Genomic DNA, 17,334 nt, shown 5'->3' with positions numbered 1-17,334 from the left:
TCATCTCCTCTCGAGTCGTCGGAACGCGTTCAACCTACCGTGTGGCCGACACCGAACGCCCGTCGCGGGCGCTCGTCGTGCACCGCCGCGGGCGCCCGACATCGCCCCTGCCCTAGGAAGCGGATTGCTTCTCCGCAATCAAATCGGCGAGGGTGAGTATTCGCTGGGCATCGCGGACATGCAGGCTCTCGATCATGCGGCCATCGACGGTGATCACGCTGGTACCCGCGGCCTGCGCCTGCTCGTAGGCCGAGACGATCTTGCGGGCGTCGGACACCTCCTTCTGTGACGGACCGAACAGCTCATTGGCTGGAGTGATCTGCGACGGGTGGATCAAGGTCTTGCCGTCGAATCCCATTTCGCGGCCCTGCCGGGCCTCGGCCCGGAATGCTTCCTCGTCGGTGATGTCGTTGAACACGCCATCCAAGATGACCTTGCCGGCCGCCCTCGCTCCCAACAGGGCCAGGCCCAGGGCCGGCAGCGCGGGCGCGCGCCCGGCGACGTGTAGCCCGTGCAGCTCGTTGACCAGGTCGTTAGTGCCCACCACCAAGCCGGCCAGGCGGTCGCTGGCCGACGCGACCTCCTCGGCGCGCAGAAAGGCCCGCGGCGTTTCCACCATCACCCACAGCTGCAACGACTTCGGTGCTCCCAGTGCGTCGAGTGAGTCGGCCAGCGCTTGAACCTGTTGCCCTGTCTCAACTTTCGGCACCAGCACGCCGTCGGCGCTCGATCCGGCCACGGCCGCCAAATCGTCATCGTGCCAGTCGGTGTCCAAGCCGTTGATGCGCACCACGATCTCGCGGGGCCGGTAGCTCTCCGACGAGATCGCGTCGCACACCGTCGCCCGCGACTCGGCCTTCGCGTCGGGCCCGACGGCATCCTCGAGGTCGAATATCAGCACGTCCGCCGGCAGCGTTTTACCCTTCTCCAGCGCGCGGGGCTTGTTGCCGGGCAGATACAGAGCGGATCGGCGCGGGCGCAGGGTCGGCATGGAGTGGTTCACTTCCTGTCGTCGAGCTCAGCGGGGATGGGCGCCACATGCGGGCACGACGAATGCGTGGTGCGCGCGGCATAGGCAGAAAGTACCCTTCGGTACCGGTGGGGTAGCCGCGGGTGGCGAAGGGCCCGGTGGGCGAACTGGCCGACGCGGCGGACGGAATCTGTGAAGGGGAAAACGAATGTCATCACTTGGCTCGGCGCGCAGCGAGGGCGACAGCTGGGACCTGGCCTCCAGCGTGGGGGCGACCGCCACCATGGTGGCGGCCTCCCGAGCGCTGGCTTCCCGCGAGCCAGATCCACTGCTTGATGACCGGTTTGCCGAGCCGTTGGTGCGAGCGGTCGGGCACCCCTTCTTCATCCGGATGCTGGATGGCGACATTCCACTCGAGAGCGACGACATGCCGACGACGCTGCAGCAGCGGCGCGAGCAGATGACCGTGCGGACCCGGTTTTTCGACGATTTCTTCGGCGCCGCCACCGCCGCCGGAATCCGGCAGGCGGTCATCTTGGCCGCCGGCCTCGACGCGCGGGCCTATCGGTTGTCGTGGCCTTCGGGCACCGTGGTCTTCGAGGTCGACCAGCCTCAGGTCATCGCCTTCAAGACCGACACGCTCGCCCAGATCGGTGCCGAACCGACCGCCGAGCGCCGGACGGTCGCTATCGATCTGCGCGATGATTGGCCAACAGCCCTGCGCGACAGTGGGTTTGACACCAGCTCCCCCACCGCCTGGATCGCTGAAGGCCTGCTGCCCTATCTACCGCCCGAAGCCCAGGACCGGCTGCTGGACAACATCACCGCGCTCAGCGCCGCGGGCAGCCGGCTGGCCACCGAGAACATCACCGATATGAGCGTATTCACCGACGAACGGGCTCGGGCGATGCGCAACACCTGGCGTCAGCACGGGCTGGACATTGACGTCGGCGAGCTGGTCTGGCTGGGGGATCGCCGTCCAGCCGCTGACCACCTGGCCGCGACCGGCTGGAACGTCACCCGCCACCCCACCGAACAGGTCTACGCCGACTACGGATTCGTGGTGCCCGACCACGAAATCCTCAAGGAATTCCGTCACGCAATCAGTTATCTCAGTGCCGAATTGAGCTGATCCCGGCGTGACCGCTGATGCCGGGCTGCTGCTAGGACCGGGCTTCGCGCCACTCCCGCTCGAACGGCAGCCGCCACGCATTGGGTGCGATCAATTGGTGAATGGCGTTGGGGCCCCATGTACCCGGCTGATACAGCTTGGCCGGGGGCGGATCGGTGAGGAGGTCTTCGGAACGCTCCCACAATGATTCGATGCCCTCGGCCGTATTGAACAGCGTGTGGTCGCCCCGCATCGCATCGAGAATGAGACGTTCGTAGGCTTCCAGCACGTCGACCACGGTGTCGATCTCCTGCGAGGAGAATTGCATGGACAGCTTGTCCAGCTTCATGCCGGGACCGGGCCGCTTGCCGTAGAAGGACAGCGAGACCTTCGAGTTGTCGGCAAGGTCGAACGTGAGGTGGTCGGGACCCTGGGTCCCCACCCCGGATCCGGGCGGAAACATCGTTCGCGGAGCCTCTTTGAACGCGATCGAGATGACGCGGATGCCTTCGGCCATCTTCTTGCCGGTGCGCAGGTAGATGGGCACCCCGGCCCATCGCCAATTGTCGATGCCGACCTTGAGGGCGATGAAGGTCTCGGTGTCGGAATCCTTTGCCACCCCGTCTTCTTCGCGGTAGCCGTTGTATTGACCACGAACCACATTCGAAGGCTTGACCGGCAGCATCGACCGGAACACCTTGTTCTTCTCTTCGCTGATGGCAAAGGGTTCCAGCGCCGTCGGCGGCTCCATCACCACGAACGCCATGACCTGGAACAGGTGGGTCACCACCATGTCCTTATAGGCGCCGGTCTCCTCGTAAAAGTTCGCCCGCTGGTCCAGGCCCAGGGCCTCGGGAATGTCGATCTGGATATGGTCGATGAAATTGCGGTTCCAGATCGGCTCGAATAGACCGTTGGCAAAGCGGAACGCCAAAATGTTCTGCGCGGCCTCTTTGCCCAAGAAGTGGTCGATGCGGAAAATCTGCGATTCCTCGAAGGTTTCGTGCACGAAGTCGTTCAGCGCCACCGCGCTGGCCAGGTCGGTGCCGAACGGTTTCTCCATGACCACCCGCGAGCGTTCGACCAGCTTGGCATCGCGCAACATGGTGATCACCTCGCGTGCCGCCTTGGGCGGCACCGACAGGTAGTGCAATCGCCGGACGTCGGGCCCCAGGTTGTCCTCGGCCTGCGCCACCGCGTCGGCCAGCGCCTCGGGTCCGGCGCCCTGCGGGACATAGGTCACGATCTTGGCGAAGTTCGACCACTGTTCGGACGAGAGCTTGTGCGTGCCGAAGGAATCGATCGCCTCCTTGGCGAGATCGCGGAATTCGTCTTGACTCAGGTCTTCCAGCGACGTAGCGACGATCTGAATATCGGGCGCCAATTCGGACTGGTCCAAATAGGCCAGACCGGGAATCAGCTTTCGTTTCGCCAGATCGCCCGTCGCCCCGAACAGGACGATGACGTGCGGGTCGAGCGGGTCGGAATGGTGGCGACGGGGGCGGCCGTCCGCAGCGGGGTAAGCGATGGTCTGAGGTTTCTCGGTAGCCACCCTTGCGATACTTCCATCGCCACGGCGCTGTGTCTCGTCCTTCGACAGCCGGCCGGATCTGGTTAGCGAACGCGCGATCGGGTATGGAATAGCGACGGGTTCCCGGCGCCGGGGCCCGTCCCCACCCACGCCCATGGAAAGCGAAATGACCAAACCCGACAAAGACCCGCTGAGCCGCGCGCAGGAGCTGGAAAACATCGTCGATCAGCTCGAGGAGAAGGTTACCGAGGAAAGCGAAGCCGAAGGCACCCCCGGCAACCGCACCGACCGGGAACAAGCGGCCGTCCGCGGCGCGGCTAACGAGCCGCCGGACTAGCGGGCCGCCGCCCCGACCCGGGTGTACGCCGTCATTCGCTCGGTAGGTCGACGGCGTGCGCCTTCAGCGTCGCCAGCAGCTCGGGTGTCGGCCATTCGTCGGCGCGGTACCGAACCGGATTGATGCCCGTGACGGGCAGGATGCCCAGCGCGTCGACGACCGTCGGGAAAGGCACGGTGAATGTGTCGGACACATCCGACGGGTCACCGACCAAAAACGTCACGTAGTCGGTCTGGGGCAACTCGCAGGCGACTCCCTGCCTCCATATCGCTGTGCTGCGCTGGCCCCACGCCGCTTCGATCACCTGCGCATCGCCGACGTATTGCGGGAATCGCTCGCGCCCATAGTGCTGTCGCAGAAACTCGGTCTGATGGCGGTATTCCGTTGTGCACAAAAGTGTTCGAGCCCTCAGCGCCAAGTCCCGCACCGGGTGGGGTCCGGCCTGATCGACCGGCGCGATGATGCTGCCGTTGATGGTGTAGCCCTGTGGCGAGATCGGCTGCTCGGCATGGAGGTACAGCTGCTCGGCGACCTCGAAGAGTTCCGCGGCTTGGTCGGGAGCGTCGGTGCCCAGCAGTAATACACCGTCGCCGGGGAAGAACACCAGCGGGCGAGGACCGCCCGCCACCGCCAGCGAACCAAGCCACCCGGTGGCCAAGATCATCGAATCGACGTAAGTGCCGCCGTCGGCGTCCTTCATCAGGATCTTCTCGCCCGGATCGAGGGCCTGCTGACGAGCGGAAAGGTTCTTCCTGGCGACCGCGAAGGCCTGGTCACCGGTGATGCTCCAAGCGTTCGTTTCGGCCGGGGTGACCAAGCTCCGCACGGTGGGCAGGTCGACCACAACCATTTCGTTGATGAACGGGAACACCGGGCGGACCCAGAATTGAGCCCCGTCGTTGACCAGCTGGTTGACGTAGCTTTGCGGGCGCAGCACGGGCCGGAGCAGGGATTGGACCTCGGCCCAGTCCGTAGGCGGTGCCGGTGGTTGGTCGGTTGGCATGTCCACGGTCGTGCGCTTCCTGCTCTTGAACAGCGAACACGCACGTTACACCCTGCACCCACCAGTACAAGTCACCTTTGCCGGCGCGCGCATCGGCCTCGAGTCACCGTCGGCGGCCCGAACCACGTTTGGAGGGCCTCGCGCAGCGCGGGGTCAGTACGGGCGCCCACCCACGCGACGTGTCCGTCCGGCCGGATCAACACCGCCGGCGGTGCGGCGACCGCGCCCAGCACCGGAAGCACGCACTGCTCAACATGTTTCGCGTCGACTACCCGTACCCGCTCCGCCCACGGCCCGATGTCGATGCAGCCGGCCTCGCCGAAATTGAGAAGCACCGGGCGGGCGTCTCGCAGCAACGCGAACACCCGAAGCGAACCATCGGGTGTGACGAGGTCTAGGTCGGGCATGCGGCGGCCCAGCAGCGGATGCCCGTCGCCCAGGTCGTAATGGATATCCAGGCCCGACATCATCGCGGCGAAGCAGGTGCGAGGTTCGTCCATGGCGAGAAGCTCGGACATGGTGTCGCGCAGTGCCTTGGTGCGGTCGTCGGGACGCAGCAGCGCCATTTGGGACATCGAATGGCGCAGTACCCGCTGCCCGACTGGATGCCGTTCGGCGTGATAGCTGTCGAGCAGGCTGTCGGGTGATGTCGTGTTGACCACCTGGGCCAGCTTCCACCCCAGGTTCACCGCATCCTGTACGCCGGTGTTGAGGCCCTGTCCGCCCACCGGGTGGTGGACATGTGCTGCGTCGCCGGCGAGTAAAACCCGCCCGCGGCGATAGGCTGCGGCCTGTCGCGCCGCGTCGGTGAACCGGGAAATCCAAGTGGGGCTGTGGATTCCGTAGTCGGTTTGATAGACGGCGATGAGTGCCTCACTCAAGTCACTCAGTGTGGGTTCGGCGGCCGCTCCGAGGTGCCGCTCGGTGACCATGACCCGCACCGGTCCGCCGTCTTTTTCGGCGGACAGGGCATGGACGCCGAGCGCATCGTGGCGGATCCCCCACTGCGGGGATTGCCCAGTGTCCAAAGCCATTTGGACCTCGGCCAGCAGATAGCTGGTCGTCGCGTCCCAGCCCGGAAAATCGATTCCGGCCGCCTTGCGTACGGCACTGCGTCCTCCATCGCACCCGACCAGATACTGCCCCCGCATCACCTGCCCGTCGCCCAGGCCGACCTCGACGCCGGCATCGTCCTGGGCGAGGGTCGTCACCTCGTTGCCGCGATAAATGCGCGCCCCGAGCTCGCTGATCCAGTCGGCCAGAATGCGTTCGATCTCGTTCTGCCACAACGCGAGTCCGTAGGGGTGCCGAGTGGGAAAGTCGCTGATGTCCAGCCGAATCTGGGAGTAGCCGGCGACCTGTGCCACCTGGCCCCGGGACAAAAACCGGTCGGCGATGCCGCGCTGGTCGAGGACTTCGATGGTGCGGGCATGCAGACCGCCGGCGCGAGCACCGATCAGGTTTTGGTTGGCCCGCCGTTCGACGATGGCGACGTCGACCCCGGCCAGCGCCAACTCGCCCGCGAGCATCAGCCCGGTCGGGCCGCCTCCGGCGACGAGCACCGTATGCGCGATCTCGCCGCGCGACTTCTCCGATGTCCGCAAGACACCCACTTCACCACCCCGATCCGTCTGAATTCTCGCTGCGGACAGCGATTTTGCATCACCACCCGGGTCTTGCGGCAAGCCCCCATCTGGGCTATAGGTTGAAAGTGGCGGGGAAAGCAATCACAAACGGTCGCGCACGGTATCGATTGCGCGGTAAATTCGCTGCTCACTGACCGGGCGAGGGGTGCCGAGTTGTTGGGCCCACAGACTTACCCTGAGTTCCTCGATCTGCCGGGCGATATCGCGAACGTCGGTGGCCGTCTTCGCAGTTTGGGGAAGCTCAGCCAACAATTCGTCGTAGGCGTGCTGCACCGCCCGCACCCGTTGCATGCGCTCCCGATCGGCCTGGACGGCGCGGGCCAGCCCGTCGAGGCGGCGGCGGATCCCGAGCAGGTAGCGGGTGAGGTCGGCGAGGTGCGCGGCCCCGGTGGCGGTGACGAAGCCGGCCGGCAACAGCCGAGTCAGTTGAGCGCGGATGTCGGCGATCGCATCGGCGTGCGCGGGCGGCGGATTGCCGGGCAGCGAAAGTTGCACCTCTTGAGCGGCGGCCAGCACCTTCTCGACGCGGCCCACCACGTCGACGGTGTTGGGCAGCAGGGACTTTGCCGCCCGCTGTTGCAGCGCGGCGAACTCCGCGTGCGTCCACACCGGTGTCGTCACGAGCGTGTCGGTCGCGGCGTCGGCGCAGTCGTCGAGCAGCGCGGACAAGTCACCGTCCGGGTTGGTGCTCAAGGCCAGCCGGGTACGTGGATCGAGTTGACGCGCAATGGCTTTGACCGGCGAGGCGACACTGAGTCGCAGCAACCGCCGGAGACCCGCTCGCATCTTCCGATCCTGTTCGAACGACGTGGCGAACACGCGAAGGTCGACGCCACCGACCGTGTCGACCAGTGCGGGAAAGCCGCGCACGGTGCGCCCATCGATCGTGCGCTCGATGACGCGGGGCAGTTCGTCGAGGTCCTCGGGCCAGTCGCGCAACCCCGCGCACTCCAGGTCGCCTGCGACCGCATGCGCGACGGCCTGCCGTGCCGTCGTCGTGAGCTGTTCCTGCAGTATCCGCAGATCCTTGCCGCGTGCCACCTCGGTGCCATCGCCGGACTCGACCTTGAACGTCACCCGCAGATGCGGCGGTAGTTTGTCCAGGTCGAAGGCGTCCAGGGGCACCAAAATGCCGGTGCGACGGCGTAATTCACGTTGCAGTGCCGGCAGCAGCGGTTCGCCGGATGGGTCGATTGCGGCCAGCACCGCACGGGCTGTGTCCGGGGCGGGAACGAAGTTGCGGCGCACGTCTTTCGGCAGTGAGCGGATGAGCGCGGTCACCAGCTCCTCGCGCAGCGCCGGCACCTGCCAGGCGAACTCGTCGCCGCCCAGCCGCGCCAGCACATCAATCGGCACGTGCACGGTGACCCCGTCGTCGGCGGCGCCCGGCTCGAACCGGTAGGTCAGCGGCAGCGCGACATCGCCTGTCCGCCAGGTGTCGGGGCGATCCGCATCGGCGGTCTCATCGGTGCGCAGCAGGTCGGCGCGGGTAAAGGTCAGCAGGTCCGGCGTCTTGTGCCGCTGCTTCTTCCACCACGCGTCGAAGTGCCGTGCGGACACCACCTCAGCGGGAATGCGAGCGTCGTAGAGCGCGTAGATGTCGTCGTCGGCGACCAGCAGGTCGCGGCGGCGGGCCCGCTCCTCCAGCTCCTCGAGTTCGGAGCGCAGCCGCGCGTTGTCACCGAAGAAGTGATGGCGGGTATGCCACTGTCCCTCGACCAGCGCGTGGCGGATGAACAGTTCGCGTGCCACCACCGGCTCGATGCGTGCGTATCCGACGCGGCGGCGCGCGACCAGCGGCAGCCCGTACAACGTCACCCGCTCGAACGCCATCACCTCGCCGCGCTTGGCGTCCCAATGCGGTTCGCTGTAGGTGCGCTGCACCAGATCGCCGGCGACCCGCTCCACGACCTCCGGCTGGACGCGCGCAGCGGTCCGCCCGTACAGCCGGCTGGTCTCCACCAGCTCCGCCACGACCACCCAGCGCGGTGGCCGTCTGGTGAGCGCCGAGCCGGGGGCGAGCACAAAGTGCGAGTTCCGGGCGCCCACATACTCGCGGCTGTCTTCGCGGCGCATCCCCACATGCGACAGCAGCCCGGCAAGCAGTGCCGCGTGCACCCGCGCCGGATCGACCGGCTCGTCAGGGCCGGCGTCTTCGACGACGCCCACGTCGCGGGCGACGCTGCGCAGCTGCCCGACCAGGTCCTGCCACTCACGAATGCGCAGATAATGCAGAAACTCAGAACGGCACATCCGTCGAAAGGCATTGCCCGATAACGATTTCCGCTGCTCACGCAGATAACGCCACAGGTTGAGATAGGACATGAAGTCGGAATGCTCGTCGGCGAAACGGGCATGCTTTTGGCGAGCGGCCTCCTCGCGGTCACTTGGCCGCTCACGCGGGTCAGGGATCGTCAGCGCCGCGGCCAACACCAGCATCTCGCGCACGCAGCCCTCGGTCTGTGCCTGTAGAACCATCCGGCCCAGCCGGGGATCGACGGGCAGTCGAGCCAGGCGGCGGCCGAGGTCGGTGATCGCGCCGTCCCGGTCGAACGCGCCGAGTTCGGCCAGCAACTGTATGCCGTCGCGTACGCTGCGCCGGTCCGGCGGATCGAGGAAAGGGAACTTCTCGATGTCGCCGATTTGCAGGGCTGCCATCTGCAGCAGCACGGCGGCAAGATTCGTTCGCAGGATCTCGGGCTCGGTGTAGCGCGGCCGGGCCGCGAAATCCTGCTCGGAGTACAGCCGGATGCACACACCGGGCGCGACCCGGCCGCAGCGGCCGGCCCGCTGCGCGGCCGACGCCTGCGAGATCGGCTCGATCGGCAGCCGCTGCACCTTCAAGCGCCGGCTGTAGCGCGAGATGCGTGCGTTGCCGGGGTCGATGACATAGCGGATCCCGGGCACCGTCAACGACGTTTCGGCGACGTTGGTCGACAGCACCACACGCCGCCCGGTGTGAGGCGCGAACACTTTGTGTTGCTCGGCGGTGGGTAGCCGGGCGTACAGCGGAAGTACCTCGGCGTGCTTGAGTCCACTCAAAGCCTCAGCGGTATCGCGGATCTCGCGCTCCCCGGAGAGGAAGACGAGGATGTCCCCGGGTGGCTCTGCCTCGAGTTCACCGATGGCGTCCACGATCGCCTCGACCTCGTCGCGGGTCTCGGTACGCACGATCTCGTGGTCGGGATCGTCGGGGTCGTCCTCGGCGGCGGACGGCACGGCGACTTCCAGCGGCCGGTAACGCACCTCGACCGGATACGTCCGCCCGGACACCTCGATGATCGGCACGCCCCCGCCGCTGATCACATGTTCGCCCCCGCTGCTGATCACATGTTCGGCTCCGCCGAAGTGATCCGCGAAGCGCTGGGGCTCGATCGTCGCCGAGGTGATGATCACCTTCAGATCGGGGCGGCGCGGCAACAATTCGCGCAGATACCCGAGCAGGAAGTCGATGTTCAGGCTGCGTTCGTGCGCCTCGTCGAGAATCAGGGTGTCGTAACGCAGCAGACGGCGGTCGCGCTGGATCTCGGCGAGCAGGATGCCGTCGGTCATCAGCTTGATCAACGTGCGGTCGCTCACCTGGTCGGTGAACCGCACGGTGTAGCCGACTGTGTCGCCGAGCGGGCTGCCCAGCTCGTCGGCGATCCGCTGGGCGACGGTGCGGGCGGCCAACCGGCGAGGCTGGGTGTGCCCGATGGTTCCGCGGATGCCGCGGCCGGCCTCGAGACAGATCTTGGGCAGCTGGGTGGTCTTTCCTGACCCGGTCTCCCCCGCGATCACCACTACCTGATTCGCCCGGATCGCTTCTGCGATCTCCTGCCGCCGCTCGCTGATCGGCAGGTCGGGATAGGTGATCGTGGGCACGGCGGCCTGACGGGCGGCGACGACCATTCGTGCCGCCGCGATCTGGTCGGCCAGTTGAGCCAGTTTCTCCGGCGGGGCCCCGCGCAGGTTCTTCAGGCGCTGGCCCAGGCGGGCGGCGTCGCGCAAGGTTGTACCGTCAAGCTGTTTGCGCAACTGCGCTGCAGACGGTTCGGCCACCCCGCACAGAATAGGCATCCGCCCAGCGATAACCCCACCGCCTCGAGTGATCCGGCGGGGTTGACGGCGGCCGAATCCGGGTATTAGGTGGCGAGTCCATCGAATTGGATGTCGGCTTGCGGGGAAGTGATCGGCAATGGTCGGTTGGCTGGACAGGCTGCAGCGACGGAATCGAGTCGTCGGCGTGATCGTCGCCGTTGTGTACAAGTACAACGACGATCAGGGCGGCTATCTTGCCGCCCTGATCACCTATTACGGGCTGGTATCGCTGTTTCCGCTGCTGCTGCTCTTGACCACCGGTCTTGGGGTGGTGCTGGCCGGTCGGCCCGACCTGCAAGCTCAAGTGCTGCACAGCACCTTGAGCCAGTTCCCGGTGCTCGGCGATCAGCTGCACCACCCCCAAGGGCTCAGCGGCGGCGCGGTCGGCGTGGTGGTGGGCCTGCTCGGCGCGGTCTATGGCGGTCTCGGGGTGGGACAGGCACTGCAGAACGCGATGGACACCGTGTGGGCGGTGCCGAAGCACAAGCGCCCCAACCCGATTCGGTCGCGTCTACGCAGCTTGATGCTGCTGTTGGTACTCGGCTCGGCCGCCATCGCGGCCACCGTACTCGCTGCGGCGGGTCACGCCACCGGAGCACTCGGCGTCTTCAGCAAGATCGGCCTGGCACTGGCTGCCATGGCGATCAACGCAGGGATCTGCCTGGTTGCTTTTCGGGTGACCACGGCGCGCACGCTGACCTATCGGCAGGTGTTGCCGGGAGCCATTGCCGCAGCGTTCATTTGGCAGATGCTGCAGTGGTTCGGCGGCGGCTATGTGGCGCACACCGTGAAACGGGCCAGCGCCACCAACAGTGTGTTCGCATTGGTGTTGGGGGCATTGGCGTTTCTGTTCCTCGCGTCGGTGGCGTTGGTGATGTGTGCCGAGATCAACGTGGTCTTGGTGGAGCGGCTATACCCGCGTGCCTTGCTCGGCGCATTCACCGAGGAAGCGGATCTGACCGTGGCGGATCGGCGAACGTACACCAAAAAGGTCAAAGCCGAACGGGTCAAAACCGCCGAGCGGGTCAGCGTGCATTTCGAGGACGTCAAGCGCGCGCCGGCGAAAACCCCTGGGCGCCTTGGGAACTTCCATAGCTTCCATCGCCCGCGCACACCATGACGGGGGCTTTCCCCGGCTAACGGCTCGGTGGTGGGCCCGGCGCAATAGTCTGCAGTGATGAGTTTGGTCACCTATGAGCTACAAGACCACGTCGCCACCATCACCCTGAACCGGCCCGAGGCGCGCAACGCCATCAACGGCGCGCTTCGCCAGGACCTCAATGGGGCCTGGGACCGTTTCCGCGACGATTTGGAAGCGTGGGTCGGGATCCTGACGGCCAACGGCAGCGTCTTCTGTGCCGGCGGCGACCTCAAGGACGGCGAAGGCTCGGTCGGCACCTTCGGCGGTACCTTCTGGGAGAAGCCGACCATCAACTCGTTCGAATCCGGCATGGAATTGTTCAAGCCGACCATCGCGGCGGTGCACGGCCCGTGCATCGGCTACGGGGTCACCGGGGTGTTGTTCTGCGACTTCGTCATCGCCAGCACCGAGGCCACGTTTTGTTTTCCTGAGGTCTCGATCGGGGTGCCCACCATCGTCGGAGCCATCCGGCTTCCGCATCGGGTGGGCTGGGCCAACGCCATGGAACTGCTTTTGACCGGAAAGCCGATGAGCGCCGAGCGGGCCAAAGAGATCGGCCTGGTCTGGAAGCTGGTCGAGCCCGACCAGCTGCAGGCCGAAGCCCAGTCCTGGGCCCGGACGCTCACCGAGGCCGCACCGTTGGCGCAGCGGGCGACCAAGGAGGTGGCGTGGCGGACCGCGGACATGGGCTGGATCGAGTCCGTGCGCTTCGGCGAGACCATGCGCAAGGTGGCCGGTGCGACCGAAGACGTCGGCGAGGGCCTGCGGGCCTGGGCCGAGAAGCGCAAGCCGCAGTGGCGCGGGCGGTAACGGTCGGGCCGTTGACCGAACGGGTGGATGAGCGATTGCGCGCCGAACTGAGCCGGGTGCGCAGCCGCGGCGGCCGCGGTGCCGACCATGCCGAGACCGCAATGGGCGACGGGCCGATCAGGCAGCGGCTCGAGTCGGCGATCCGTGCGTTGACCGAGCATCGGGGTCCGACAAGCAGCATCTGCCCGTCAGACGCGGCCCGCGCGGTCGGCGGCGGCAGTTGGCGCGGCTTGGTGGACGACGCCCGGGAGATTGCCCGGCAACTGGCCAGATCGGGCGACGTGGAGATCACCCAGCGCGGTGACGTCGTCGACCCCGACGCCGATTGGTCCGGGCCGATTCGGATCCGGACCACCGGACCGTGAACATCGGCATTGTGCTGCCACGTCGTCGTCGGCTCGAACGCAGCTGCGCGCCCTAGCGCCAGCCGCCGAGACCGCCGCAACCGGCGATATGACAGGATTTCGGCATGAGTGCACGCAGACTTGCTCGCTGGGTTGGTATCGCGGTTGTGACGACGTGGGCGCTGCTGAGTGCACCCATCGCAACCCCCACCGCCGTTGCCGACGGGTGTTCGGACGTCTCGGTGGTGTTCGCCCGGGGCACCCACCAGGAGCCCGGTCTCGGCAACATCGGACAGGCGTTCGTCGACTCGCTGACGTCGCAGTTGGGTGGACGGTCAGTTGACGTCTACCCGGTCAACTACCCCGCGAACGACGACTACCACAACAGCGCCAACGCCGGCGCCAATGACGCAAGCGCGCACATCCAGGACGTGGTGGCCAACTGCCCGAACTCGAAAATCGTGCTCGGCGGCTACTCGCAGGGCTCGACGGTGATCGATCTGGCCACCAACGCGCTGCCGGCCTCGGCGGCCAACCATGTCGCCGCCGTCGCCCTCTTCGGCGAGCCCACCAGCCAGTTCTCCAGCATGTTGTGGGGCGGCCAACCGCTACCGACGATCAATCCGGCCTATGGCTCCAAGGTCACCAGCCTGTGCGCGCCCGACGATCCGATCTGCTCCGGCGGCGGCAACATCATCGCGCACGTTTCCTACATCGAAGACGGGATGACCGCCCAGGCCGCGACCTTCGCCGCCAACAAGATCGATCAAGCCGCGCCGCGCACCTGACGACGTCAGTCGTTCGCCCGCTCCTCTTGCCGTTGCCGCTTCTCGGCGTCCGCCAACTCCGCGACCCGATCCGCCTCGGCGCGCTTGTCGGCAGCCTCGCCGAGCTTGTCCTCGGCCGCATCGATCTTGGACGCTGCAGCCTTGGCGGCGGCCTTCTCGGCGGCTTGAGTCCGGTCTTCGACCTGGCGTTTGGCTGACTCGACCGTCTGCTTCCGCTGGGAAGCGGTCTCGTCGGCGCGCTGCTTCGCCGCCGCACTCTGCCGCTGCGCCGATCGCGCCGCTTCACGTTTGCGCTGCTCGGCGGTGATACGCGCCTCTTTGACTTGCTGCTGGGTGGCGGCCTGCGCTTCCTCGCGTTCCTGGATCGCCTCGTCGCGGGCGCTCCTGAGCTTGGCGTCCGCCTGTGTTTTCCTGACCGCGGCTTTTTTGTCCAGTTGCGCCGCGCGGCCCAGCGCGTCGCTGCGTTCGACCAGGGCTGCCCCCCGCTCGACGAGCGTCGTGTCGCCGAGCACATTGCCCACGGTGGTGTCGAGCATGCCGAGTGAGCGCTCGTACAGCAGCCGCGCCGGTGCTTCCCTGGGGATGCGGTTGACGACCTGATCCTCGATCAACTGCAACGGGAATCGGGCGAGTTGGTAGTGAAACCGCAGGACTGCCAGCGGGACTTGGGAAATTTTCATCAACTTCTCCTCAAGGTGAGGCCCGCCGTCAGGGCAGGTCGGCTTCGTCGGTCACGTTCTGGGCCTGGCGTCGTAGCCGGTCGGCCTCGGACTCCTCATTGCGGGCCGCCTGGACCGAGGTCTGGTGGTCGGCGACGGCGTCGACGATCTCCTCGGACGCCTCGCGGATTTCTGCCCGCTCTTCGGCTTTGGCCAGCTGAATGTCACGCTCCGCGTCCACCTCGGCCTGAGTCTTCGCAGTCATCGCCTGTTGATGCGCCGACCGGTCGGCAGCACGCTTCTGGGCGGCCTCCTGGGCCTCAATCGAATCCTCGGCGGCCACCGCCTGCGCGTTCGCCGACAGGCGTTGTTGGGCGCCCTCAACCTTGACTTCGGCCGCGTCCTCTTGGGCTTGTTTGGCCTGGGCTTCGGCCACGGCCTCGGTCGCATTCGCTTCCTTGCGGGCATGCGCCTGGGTCTGCTCGAGTTGCCCCTCGGCGGTCAGCGATTCGTTGCCCGTAATTGCCCCGGCGACCTCTTTGGCTTTGCCTTTGATCGAGTCGATCAGGCCCCTGCGGGCTTCCTCGGCCTTATTCTGCTCACTCATCATTCTCCTTGAGGCGTTGACCGAAACCTTCGGTCGTGTCTGGTGGGTGGTTCCACGAACTGGGCCGATCAAACACGGACGTGTCTCAGGCCACTGATCGCGGGGCCGTCGTCAATGCGTTGACCGCATTGAATTCAATAGCAGCACAATAGATTTCGTGCTCACGCTGCGGCGTAGCGCGCGAACGCGCGATATCCCGATACGCTGGGCGGCATGGCGATCGAGTCCAGCATGCTCCCCCTCGGTACCGCCGCACCGGCGTTCGCCCTGCCCGAGCCGGCCACCGGCCGCACGCTCAGTAGCGACGATCTGACCGGTCCGGCCCTGGTCGTCACCTTCATTTGCAACCACTGCCCGTACGTCAAGCACGTCGCCGACGGGCTTGCCGCGCTCGGTGGTGACCTCGCCCAGCAAGGTGTTGCGATGGTTGGCATTTCGAGCAACGACGTGGTCACCTACCCGCAGGACGGCCCCGATCAGATGGTCGCGGAGGCCCGCAGCCATGGCTGGACGTTCCCCTACCTGTATGACGAAACCCAAGACGTTGCCCGTGCTTTTTCAGCCGCGTGCACACCCGACACGTTCGTTTTCGACGGCGAACGCCGATTGGTCTACCGCGGCCAACTTGATGATTCGCGACCGGGAAACGGCCGGCCGGTCACAGCCGCGGACGTCCGCGCCGCGGTCGACGCGGTACTGGCCGGGCGACCGGTGAACCCCCAGCAGCGTCCGTCAATCGGATGCGGTATCAAATGGCGTTGAGCCGAGATTAAAAGCATCGATACCGGGTAGCTGGACTTCCACTACCTCGAGAGGGGGGCGTTATGCGAGGAGCAGTCATCTACGGCGCCGGGGATGTCCGATTCGAGGACCTGCCGGAACCCGAGATCGTCGCCCCCACCGACGCGATCATCCGCACCACCGCGACCTGTGTGTGCGGTTCGGATCTGTGGGACTACCGCGGCATCAACCCCGTTCCCGAACCCAAGCCGTTCGGTCACGAGTACTGCGGTGTCGTCGAAGCCGTCGGCAGCGAGGTCACCTCGGTCAAGCCGGGTCAGTTCGTCATCGGGTCCTTCTATGCTTCCGACGGCACCTGCCCAAACTGCCGCAACGGCGTCCAAAGTTCTTGCGTGAACGGGGTGCTGATGGGCGGCTGCCAAGCGGAGTCGGTGCGTATCCCGTGGGCAGACGGCAGTCTGGTGGCACTGCCCGATGAACCCGACGAGGAATTGATTCCGGACCTGCTGACCCTGTCGGATGTGATGGGCACCGGATGGTTCGCCGCCGAAGCTGCCAATGTCGTTGCGGGCATGACGGTGGCCGTGGTGGGTGACGGCGCGGTCGGGTTGTGCGCGGTGCTGGCCGCACGCGAAAAGGGCGCCGAGCGGATCATCGCGATGAGTCGCCACGAGCCCCGGCAGAAGCTGGCGCGCGAGTTCGGCGCCACAGACATCGTCACCGAACGCGGCGATGACGGTGTCGCGGTCATCAAAGACATGACCGAAGGCGTCGGCGCCGACGCCGTGCTGGAATGCGTCGGCACCGGGCAGGCCATGCAACAAGCCATCCAATCCGCTCGTCCGGGCGCCTTCGTCGGGTTTGTCGGCGTCCCCCACGATGTCACCATCTCCGGCGAGCAACTTTTCCGCACCCAAGTCGGGCTGCGCGGCGGCCCGGCCCCGGTCCGGCACTTCTTGCCATCCCTGATCGAGTCGGTGCTCGACAGAAGAATCAACCCCGGCAAGGTGTTCGACCTGCGCCTGCCTCTCGAGCAGGTTGCCGAGGCCTACCGGGCGATGGACGAGCGGCGCGCTATCAAGGCCTTCCTGCAGCCGTGAGGTCGGTCACCGCGCCCGCGGCCCCGGACGGTCGTCGCGTTGTTTCGGCTACCGTCGACCGTATGTCCAAAGTCTCCGGTAACGACCTGATCGACGACGTCACCCCTGGCGACATCATCGCCGTGGACCGCGGCTCGGGTGAACAGCCCTACAAAGTCGTCTTCAAGGATTCCAGCGACGCGGGTTATCTCATCACGTTCGAGACCGACGGCGGCGAAACGTTTCAGCTCGACCTGCCCGCCGGCACGAAGGTGACAAGGTCCCTCGAGGCCAAGTGGGAGTCTGCGCAGAGCCCCACCCCGAACTCGGAGCACTAAGCGCGGCCGGCCACCGCGCTCGCGCGTCGGGCTCGGCCGATCTGATTCGGTCGCAATCCGAGCGAAGGCTGTTGGCAGGCAGTACTTTCGGGTGATCAGCCGCGTTACGCACGGCCGAGCGAATCGCGGATTCGCACCCCGAGCGTTTG

The 17,334-nt window shown here is 66.3% G+C and carries 16 protein-coding genes; 9 read left to right on the top strand and 7 right to left on the bottom strand.

The annotated features are described in order from the left end of the window. Positions 1-112 precede the first annotated feature (112 nt). Positions 113-991, bottom strand: a complete 879-nt coding sequence (locus A5625_RS12755) for a CoA ester lyase (protein WP_066993844.1) — start codon at positions 989-991, stop codon at positions 113-115. Between the two features lie 187 nt (positions 992-1,178). Here A5625_RS12755 and A5625_RS12750 point away from each other — a divergent pair, with 187 nt between their 5' ends. Beyond that, positions 1,179-2,102, top strand: a complete 924-nt coding sequence (locus tag A5625_RS12750; protein ID WP_066993841.1) for a class I SAM-dependent methyltransferase — start codon at positions 1,179-1,181, stop codon at positions 2,100-2,102. 31 nt (positions 2,103-2,133) lie between these two features. On the opposite strand, the gene zwf is transcribed toward A5625_RS12750, so the two are convergent. After that, on the bottom strand, positions 2,134-3,633 hold the full coding sequence (zwf, locus tag A5625_RS12745; RefSeq protein WP_066993838.1) for a glucose-6-phosphate dehydrogenase: 1,500 nt from the start codon (positions 3,631-3,633) through the stop codon (positions 2,134-2,136). A gap of 133 nt (positions 3,634-3,766) precedes the next feature. Here zwf and A5625_RS12740 point away from each other — a divergent pair, with 133 nt between their 5' ends. Beyond that, positions 3,767-3,949: a hypothetical protein gene (locus A5625_RS12740; RefSeq protein ID WP_066993836.1), complete on the top strand. Its 183-nt coding sequence runs from the start codon at positions 3,767-3,769 to the stop codon at positions 3,947-3,949. Between the two features lie 31 nt (positions 3,950-3,980). Here the strand turns inward: A5625_RS12740 and A5625_RS12735 are convergent, their stop codons facing one another. The 3 genes from A5625_RS12735 to hrpA form a co-directional block, all read right to left on the bottom strand. Then, the gene (locus A5625_RS12735) at positions 3,981-4,958 is read right to left on the bottom strand and encodes a hypothetical protein (RefSeq protein ID WP_066993833.1); all 978 of its coding nucleotides are present in this window, start codon (positions 4,956-4,958) and stop codon (positions 3,981-3,983) included. Between the two features lie 65 nt (positions 4,959-5,023). Continuing rightward, on the bottom strand, positions 5,024-6,565 hold the full coding sequence (locus A5625_RS12730) for an FAD-dependent monooxygenase (protein WP_197516074.1): 1,542 nt from the start codon (positions 6,563-6,565) through the stop codon (positions 5,024-5,026). Between the two features lie 114 nt (positions 6,566-6,679). Continuing rightward, positions 6,680-10,639, bottom strand: a complete 3,960-nt coding sequence (gene hrpA / locus A5625_RS12725) for an ATP-dependent RNA helicase HrpA (protein ID WP_066993830.1) — start codon at positions 10,637-10,639, stop codon at positions 6,680-6,682. 136 nt (positions 10,640-10,775) lie between these two features. Here hrpA and A5625_RS12720 point away from each other — a divergent pair, with 136 nt between their 5' ends. The 4 genes from A5625_RS12720 (at position 10,776) to A5625_RS12705 (ending at position 13,761) form a co-directional block, all read left to right on the top strand. Continuing rightward, positions 10,776-11,798 carry a YihY/virulence factor BrkB family protein gene (locus tag A5625_RS12720; protein WP_066993827.1) on the top strand — a complete coding sequence of 341 codons (1,023 nt, stop codon included), beginning with the start codon at positions 10,776-10,778 and terminating at the stop codon, positions 11,796-11,798. A gap of 57 nt (positions 11,799-11,855) precedes the next feature. Next, a complete protein-coding gene (locus A5625_RS12715) occupies positions 11,856-12,629 on the top strand; it encodes an enoyl-CoA hydratase/isomerase family protein (RefSeq protein ID WP_066993825.1) in 774 nt (257 codons plus the stop codon). After that, positions 12,614-12,994, top strand: a complete 381-nt coding sequence (locus tag A5625_RS12710) for a DUF3253 domain-containing protein (protein ID WP_232003624.1) — start codon at positions 12,614-12,616, stop codon at positions 12,992-12,994. The genes A5625_RS12715 and A5625_RS12710 overlap by 16 nt, the downstream gene beginning before the upstream one ends. Before the next feature lie 104 nt (positions 12,995-13,098). After that, positions 13,099-13,761, top strand: coding sequence for a cutinase family protein (locus A5625_RS12705; protein ID WP_197516073.1), 663 nt, complete (start codon positions 13,099-13,101; stop codon positions 13,759-13,761). A gap of 5 nt (positions 13,762-13,766) precedes the next feature. Here A5625_RS12705 and A5625_RS12700 read toward each other — a convergent pair whose 3' ends face one another. Then, positions 13,767-14,441 carry an IF2 family translation initiation factor gene (locus tag A5625_RS12700; RefSeq protein WP_066993821.1) on the bottom strand — a complete coding sequence of 225 codons (675 nt, stop codon included), beginning with the start codon at positions 14,439-14,441 and terminating at the stop codon, positions 13,767-13,769. Positions 14,442-14,469: 28 nt separating this feature from the next. Continuing rightward, complete coding sequence (locus tag A5625_RS12695) at positions 14,470-15,027, bottom strand: CsbD family protein (RefSeq protein ID WP_066993935.1); 558 nt, start codon at positions 15,025-15,027, stop codon at positions 14,470-14,472. Positions 15,028-15,240: 213 nt separating this feature from the next. On the opposite strand from A5625_RS12695, the gene A5625_RS12690 reads away from it, so the two are divergent. From A5625_RS12690 to A5625_RS12680, 3 genes are all read left to right on the top strand, one after another. Further along, complete coding sequence (locus tag A5625_RS12690) at positions 15,241-15,789, top strand: thioredoxin family protein (RefSeq protein WP_066993816.1); 549 nt, start codon at positions 15,241-15,243, stop codon at positions 15,787-15,789. A gap of 62 nt (positions 15,790-15,851) precedes the next feature. After that, a complete protein-coding gene (locus tag A5625_RS12685) occupies positions 15,852-16,868 on the top strand; it encodes a zinc-dependent alcohol dehydrogenase family protein (RefSeq protein ID WP_066993813.1) in 1,017 nt (338 codons plus the stop codon). A 62-nt stretch (positions 16,869-16,930) separates the two neighbouring features. After that, positions 16,931-17,185 carry a hypothetical protein gene (locus A5625_RS12680; RefSeq protein WP_066993810.1) on the top strand — a complete coding sequence of 85 codons (255 nt, stop codon included), beginning with the start codon at positions 16,931-16,933 and terminating at the stop codon, positions 17,183-17,185. Positions 17,186-17,334 lie beyond the last annotated feature (149 nt).

Source organism: Mycobacterium sp. 1465703.0 (assembly GCF_001672975.1).
Lineage (GTDB): Bacteria > Actinomycetota > Actinomycetes > Mycobacteriales > Mycobacteriaceae > Mycobacterium.
This window is presented reverse-complemented; position numbering and strand designations above follow the sequence as displayed.